Origin of the sequence: Micromonospora endophytica (assembly GCF_003236305.1) — a bacterium.
GTDB lineage: Bacteria > Actinomycetota > Actinomycetes > Mycobacteriales > Micromonosporaceae > Micromonospora > Micromonospora endophytica.
The window spans coordinates 1-6,323 of sequence record NZ_POTX01000295.1; the positions used below are offsets into that span (position 1 = coordinate 1).

At 70.4% G+C, this 6,323-nt stretch carries 6 protein-coding genes; 4 read left to right on the forward strand and 2 right to left on the reverse strand.

Translation table 11 applies throughout. The annotated features are described in order from the left end of the window. Positions 1-82 precede the first annotated feature (82 nt). The gene (locus tag C1I93_RS27205; RefSeq protein ID WP_111246135.1) at positions 83-1,306 is read right to left on the reverse strand and encodes an FAD-dependent oxidoreductase; all 1,224 of its coding nucleotides are present in this window, start codon (positions 1,304-1,306) and stop codon (positions 83-85) included. Positions 1,307-1,412: 106 nt separating this feature from the next. Here C1I93_RS27205 and C1I93_RS27210 point away from each other — a divergent pair, with 106 nt between their 5' ends. Next, complete coding sequence (locus tag C1I93_RS27210) at positions 1,413-2,078, forward strand: TetR/AcrR family transcriptional regulator (protein WP_111246131.1); 666 nt, start codon at positions 1,413-1,415, stop codon at positions 2,076-2,078. A gap of 43 nt (positions 2,079-2,121) precedes the next feature. Here the strand turns inward: C1I93_RS27210 and C1I93_RS27215 are convergent, their stop codons facing one another. Continuing rightward, positions 2,122-3,012, reverse strand: a complete 891-nt coding sequence (locus C1I93_RS27215; protein WP_111246132.1) for a sulfurtransferase — start codon at positions 3,010-3,012, stop codon at positions 2,122-2,124. A gap of 121 nt (positions 3,013-3,133) precedes the next feature. On the opposite strand from C1I93_RS27215, the gene C1I93_RS27220 reads away from it, so the two are divergent. The 3 genes from C1I93_RS27220 to C1I93_RS31800 all read left to right on the forward strand — a co-directional run bounded on the left by C1I93_RS27220 (position 3,134) and on the right by C1I93_RS31800 (position 6,239). After that, entirely contained in the window at positions 3,134-4,354 is a 1,221-nt protein-coding gene (locus C1I93_RS27220) for a COG1361 family protein (protein ID WP_146603590.1), read from the forward strand. Between the two features lie 117 nt (positions 4,355-4,471). Continuing rightward, positions 4,472-4,999 (forward strand): RNA polymerase sigma factor, encoded by a 528-nt coding sequence (locus C1I93_RS27225; RefSeq protein ID WP_111246134.1) that lies wholly within the window; start codon positions 4,472-4,474, stop codon positions 4,997-4,999. Continuing rightward, positions 4,992-6,239, forward strand: a complete 1,248-nt coding sequence (locus tag C1I93_RS31800; protein ID WP_181445349.1) for a YncE family protein — start codon at positions 4,992-4,994, stop codon at positions 6,237-6,239. Before C1I93_RS27225 ends, C1I93_RS31800 begins: the two co-directional genes overlap by 8 nt. The last annotated feature ends 84 nt before the right edge of the window (positions 6,240-6,323 follow it).

Genomic DNA, 6,323 nt, shown 5'->3' on the forward strand with positions numbered 1-6,323 from the left:
GGTGAGCGCTAGTCTCGTGGGCTCGGAGATGTGTATAAAAGACAGAGCGTAGACCCAGGGTGGTGGGGGTGGGCAGTCTCGGTTACCGGCCAGTCCGCCTGCCGGGAACGGCACCCGGCACCGCGTCACTCAGGGCCACGTTCGACCCTTCGGCGGCGGGCCGCTGGTGCAGGCCGGAGAGGCGTAGGGCGATCCGGTGTCGGGCCGGCGGCAACACCGCAAACAGGCGCAGCAGCAGGTCGCGGGCCGGGCGCAGGGCGGGTGGTGCGGTCGCCAGCCGGGTGAGCCGGTCGGCGAAGTCGGACACCTCGTGGGCGAGCGGACGGCGGCGGGCCGCGTACTCGTCGAGCAGCCGGTCGGGACCGCCGGCCCGCACGTCGGCGAGGGTTTCACCGAGGTCGACCGCGTCGCTGATGCCCAGGTTCATGCCCTGCCCGCCGGCCGGGCTGTGCGCGTGACCGGAGTCACCGGCCAGCAGCACCGGCCCGCGGCGGAAGGTTTCGGCGAGCTGCCGGTGCAGCCGGAAACGCGACGACCAGAGCACCTCGCGGATCCGATCGGGTCGACGTGCCGGACCGCGCTCGTCGAGCAGCCGTTGCAGGTAGTCGGCGTCGGGCTCGGCCGGCGGGTCGGCGACGGTGGCGACCAGGCGGACCCGACCGTCGGGCAGCGGCGCCCAGACCAGCGGACCGCTACGGGCGAGGAAGACCGACGCGCCGTCGCGGGGCAGGGTGCTGTCGACGCGTACGTCGGCGAGCACGAACGATTCGGCGGAATCCGCCGGGCCGGTGAAGGGGATGCCGGCCAGCTCGCGCACTGTGCTGCGGAGGCCGTCGGCGCCGATCACCCACCGGGCGCGCACGCTCGCGCCACCGTCGAACCAGGCCACCGCGCCGTCGCCGTCGTGGCGCAGGCCGGTGAGCCGGTACGGCCGCAGCACCGGCACCCCGGCGTCCGCGAGCCGCTCGGTGAGCACCTCCTCGGTGACCGACTGGGACACCATCAGCGCGTACGGGTGACGGCTGGGCAGCCGGTCGAACGGCAGGGTGAACAGCACGTGGTCGCGGTCGCGGATGCTGAACCGCACCGACGGCAGGCCCCGGGCCACCAGGGGCGCGCCCGCGCCGAGCCGGTCCAGCAGCTCCAGGGTGTACGCGTGCACAACCGCCGCCCGCGAGGTCACCGGCGGCGTTTCCCGCTGCTCTATCAGGGTGACCTCGACCCCTCGGCGAGCCAGGGTGAGTGCGGCGGTCAGCCCGGTCGGGCCGGCTCCGACGACCAGCACATCCGTTCGTTCGGGCAGCATGACGACCTCCTTCGGCCAATGCCAACAGATGTTGGCCAACACCTGTTGGCAACGCTAGGCACCCCCACGAGCGGAAGTCAACAAGCGTTGGCATATCGTCGGCCACATGACGGAAGGCGTACTCCCGGAAGAGGCGGGACCAGCCGCGGAGCCGGCTGCCGGGGCCCGGCGGCCACGTCGCGCCGACGCGGCGCCAGCGGCCGGGGGCCCTCGCCCGCGCCGCTCGGACGCGACCCGCGCGGCAATCCTGCGGGCCGCCCGGGACCGGTTCGCGACGGACGGCTACGACCGGGCGACGATCCGCGCCATCGCCGCCGACGCCCAGATCGACCCGTCCATGGTGATCCGGTACTACGGGAGCAAGGAGGAGTTGTTCGCCACGGCGGCAGAGTTCGACCTGCGGCTGCCCGACCTGAGCGACGTGCCGGCCGACCGCCTCGGCGTGGTCCTGGTCAGCTACTTCTTCACCCGCTGGGAGGGGGACAGCAGCCTGCCGGCGCTACTGCGTACCGCGTGCACCAACCCGAGTGGGGCCGAACGCGTACGCGAGATCTTCGCCGACCAGTTGGGTACGGCGGTGGCCCGCGTGGTCGCCGACCCGGCGCAGGCCCCCCGCCGCGCCGGTCTGGTCGCCAGTCAGCTCCTCGGCGTGGCCCTCACCCGCTACGTGCTGCGCCTGCCTCCCATGGTCGACATCCCTCCGGCCGACCTGATCGACTGGCTCTCCCCCACCATCCAGCGCTACCTGCGCGCCCCGGCAGGCACCGCGTGAGCGCGAGGCTGGCAGCCCTTTCGAGCCGCCAGCCGCACACCGGTCACCTCGGATCCGGGCCCTTGACGACGGGAGCCCGGACCAGGTTGCCCCACTCGGTCCAGGAGCCGTCGTAGTTGCGCACGCGCGGGTAACCGAGCAGGTGATGGAGCACAAACCAGGTGTGGCTGGAGCGCTCGCCGATCCGGCAGTACGCGATCACGTCGTCATCCGGGCTCAGCCCGAGCTGGTCGGCGTAGATGGCGCGCAGTTCCTCGGCCGACTTGAAGGTGCCATCGTCGTTGGCGGCGGACTTCCACGGCTTGCTCACCGCGCCCGGGATGTGCCCGCCGCGCAGCGCGCCCTCCTGGGGGTAGTCCGGCATGTGCAGCATCTCGCCGGTGTACTCGCCAGGTGAACGCACGTCCACGAGTGGCCGGCCGGCCTCGATGTGCGCCGCCACCTCCTCGCGGAACGCCCGCACCGGCGCGTCGTCGCGCTGCGGGACCGGGTACTCCGCCCGGGGCCGACTGGGCTTGTCCCGGGTCAGCTCCCGCCCCTCGGCGATCCACTTCTGCCGGCCGCCGTCGAGCAACCGCACATCCGAATGACCGAAAAGCGTGAAAACCCAGAGGGCATACGCGGCCCACCAGTTGAAGTTGTCGCCGTAGAACACCACGGTGTCGTCGCGACCGATGCCCTTCGCGGCGCACAACTCGGCGAAGCGCTCGGCGTCCAGATAGTCCCGGGTCACCTGATCGTTCAGCTCCAGGTGCCAGTCGACCTTCACCGCACCTGGAATGTGGCCGGTGTCGTAGAGCAGGACGTCCTCATCGGACTCGACGACCACCAAGCCCTCATCGTGCAGATGCTCGGCCAGCCAGTCGGTGGTGACCAGCCGCTGCGGGTCCGCGTACGACTGAAGTCGGGAATCGGGATCGTTCGGCACAGACATGAACCCAAGGTACCCAGTAACCGGCTTCCAGGTGGCGCGCTCGGGTGAGCGGGACACCGCCGGCAGCTCAATGCGAATAGTGTCTGAAACCAAACGTCCGCTCAACTGGAGGATTCCTGCTGTGAAAACTGGTCGTCGATGGCTGTTACGAACGGCCGCCGCCGCGCTGCTCCTCCTCGCCGGGACGGCTGTTCCGGCGAGCCCCGCCGCCGCAGTGGACCCCGAGCCCAAGTTCACCTTCGACCTGCCCGGTACGACGGTTTCGTTGGGGGACAAGAAGAAAAGGGTCCACCTCAGGTTGACGAACCTGACTGACGAAACCCCACGCGGGCTTCAATTCCACGTCTACTCCGAGAACGGGTTGGACTGGATGAACAAGGCGTCGCTCAATTGGCCGGCGGGCGGAGGCTCCGGCGAGTGCGACGGCGACACCCCGGGTTGGTACTGCTTCGCCAGCGCGGACCAGTTCCCGGAGTTGATGCCGGCACCCGGCGGGACGGTGGACCTTCCCATCGACATCCGCGTCTACGAGGACGAGGAGCCTTACGAAGGCACCTTCGACATCGAGGTGTCGATGGACTGGGAGGGCAACGGAAGCTGGGTCAAGGCCAAGAAGTCGTTCACGCTGGCGTTGGTCGACGATTCCGAGGCCGACCTGGCGGTGGTGGCGCCGGACGTGACGCAGGCGGTGCGCGTCGACGCGGACGGCAAGCTGGAGCCGGCCGGAAAGCTGAACCCGGGTGAGACGGGCGCGCTCCTGTACCAGGTCGCCAACCAGGGCAGCAAGGCGGTCAGCGGCATCAAGGTCACGCTCGGTCTGCCCAAGGGTGTGACGTTCATCGAGCCGCCGCAGGAGTGTGCGATCGACGACGGCGGACGCTCTGCGGTCTGCACCTTCGACACGCTCGCGCTCGTACCGACCAGCCAGGACACCGATCCGAAGGACAACGTCTACTCCGCGGTCGAGGTGCACCATCTGGTGACGGTGTCGGAAAACACCGAGGCGCCGGTCACGCTGGACGGCGGAACCGTGCAGGTCGAGGGCCTGACCGAGCAGGTGGACAGGCGAGCCGCCACGACGACCACCAAGCTGCCGGCGAACGCCGTCGCGGTGCCGGCGGCCGACGTGGACGCCAGTGACAACCAGGACGGCTTCGCTGTGGTGGTCGCCGCACGCAGCGATGGTGGAGACGACGACGGCGGCGATGGTGGCAGTGGTGGTGGACTTCCGGTCACCGGGGCGCCGACCATGCTCATCGGTGTCGCCGGTCTCGTCCTGGTTGCCGGTGGCGGCGCCATGATGCTCCTCGCCCGACGCCGGACTCGCCTGCCGCAGGCATAGCGCGGCCGAGAACCACACCTGCACGGCCCAGCGGTTCATCGAAGTCAGAAAGGGGTGCAACAAAGGCCAGGCATCCGGCGTGACAGTGATGACTGCCGCCGAGCACCGAGGACCACCATGACCGCAGGGCACCGTGCCGAGCCACCCGGGGCCACCTCGCCACCCCTCGAATTCGCCGAGTTCTACCAGGGCCACTTCCACAAGCTGGCGGTGCAGCTCTACGCGTACCTCGGCGACCACGCGGAGGCGCAGGACCTCACCCAGGAGGCGTTCTGCCGGCTGTTGGAGCGGTGGGACCGGGTCAGCGGGTACGACGACCCGTACGCCTGGGTACGCCGGGTCGGCTGGAATCTGGCCACCAGCCGACTCCGGCGGGTCCGCACCGCGGTACGCCATCTCGCCCGCCAACGACCCGAACACGTACCCGGTCCGGGGCCGGACCGGGTGGCGCTGCTGCGAGCGCTGGCCACCCTGCCCGCGTCTCACCGGCAGGCCATCGTCCTGCACCACCTGGCACACCTGCGAACCTCGGAGATCGCCGATCAGTTGGGCGTGCCCGAGGGCACCGTCCGGTCCTGGCTGTCCCGCGGTCGAGCGGCACTGGCCACGTACTTCACCGAGCGGCAGGAGGCCGGCCGTGCGTGAGACCGACCTGGACCAGATGTTCGCCGAGTTCGAGGCGAGCGCCGCGCCGACCTTCCGACCACCAGGCGTGCCCGAGGCCCGACGCCGGACGCGGGCTCGCCGTCGCCGCCGTGGCCTGCTGGCCGGCTTCGTCGCGCTGCTGCTGGCCGGCCCCGCCGGGGCGTACGCCATCGCCGGGCGGGACGGTGACGAGACGCCACCCACCCCGAGGCCACCGGACGGGCAGCCGGTCGAGTGGCGGGTGCATCCGACGGGGGTCGCCGGACAGCTGACCGAGCTGCGGTTCGTGGACGCGCGGCACGGCTGGGCCCTCTTCGACACCTGCCACCAGGTCGACGATCTGGGCCGCGACGACTGCCGCCGAGACGTCGCGCGTACCGTCGACGGCGGCGAGACCTGGCAGCGTGTCGCCCTGCCGGAAACCGGGAACCGCCAGCAGTTTTCCGGACCGGCGCACCTGCTCCCGGTGGACGGTACGACAGTGACCGTTGTGGTGGGCGGTGACTACCTGGTCACCACCGATGGCGGGGCCTCCTTCACCGCGTACCCCTTCGGTGCTCCACCTCCGGCCACCCGGCGCGGCGTGGCCACCCGCAGTGGTTTCCTGCTTTCGTGCCCGGGTGGCGACGGGCTGAGCGATCTGTCCTGCGCCCAGCTGCGACTCGTCCGGGTCGACGCCGCACCGGTGCCGACCCCACCACCCGTGGCCCTGCCCTGGGGCAGCGATCGCCAGCTCATCGAGAGTGGCGACGGCCGGCTCTGGCTGGCCGTACGCCAGAACGACAGGCTGACCGTGGTGGTCAGCGTGGACGGGGCGACCAGTTGGCGACGGCTGCCGGTTGTGTCGGACGCCGCCCGACTGCTGGTCTCCCCGGACGGCCGCGACGCCTGGCTTGTCGACATGACGGAGGACAACTACGACGGTTCCACCGCCAAGCGGGTGTGGCAACTGATCGACGAGCAGTGGCAGGAGCGGGTCGCCCTGCCACCCGACACGAACTCGGTAGCCGCCGTCAACGGCGGGCTGCTCGCCGTGACCAATCCCTGGGGCAACGTGGGCTACTGGACCGGTGACCGTTACATCGACGCGCCCGAACCCCGCGACCGCTTCGGCAACAGCGAGGACGACCCGACCGTCGAGGTGCTCCCCGACGACACCATCGTCGTCACCACCGGTACCACCACCACCCTCGGCACCGGCACCGCCCAAACCCGCACCTGGACCCGCCTAACCCACTGAGCCCCTCTCCCCTGAGGTTGTTGATCAAGAAGTTCTGGTCTCCCAGTCGTCGGATCCCGACCAAAACTTCTTGATCAACTTGGC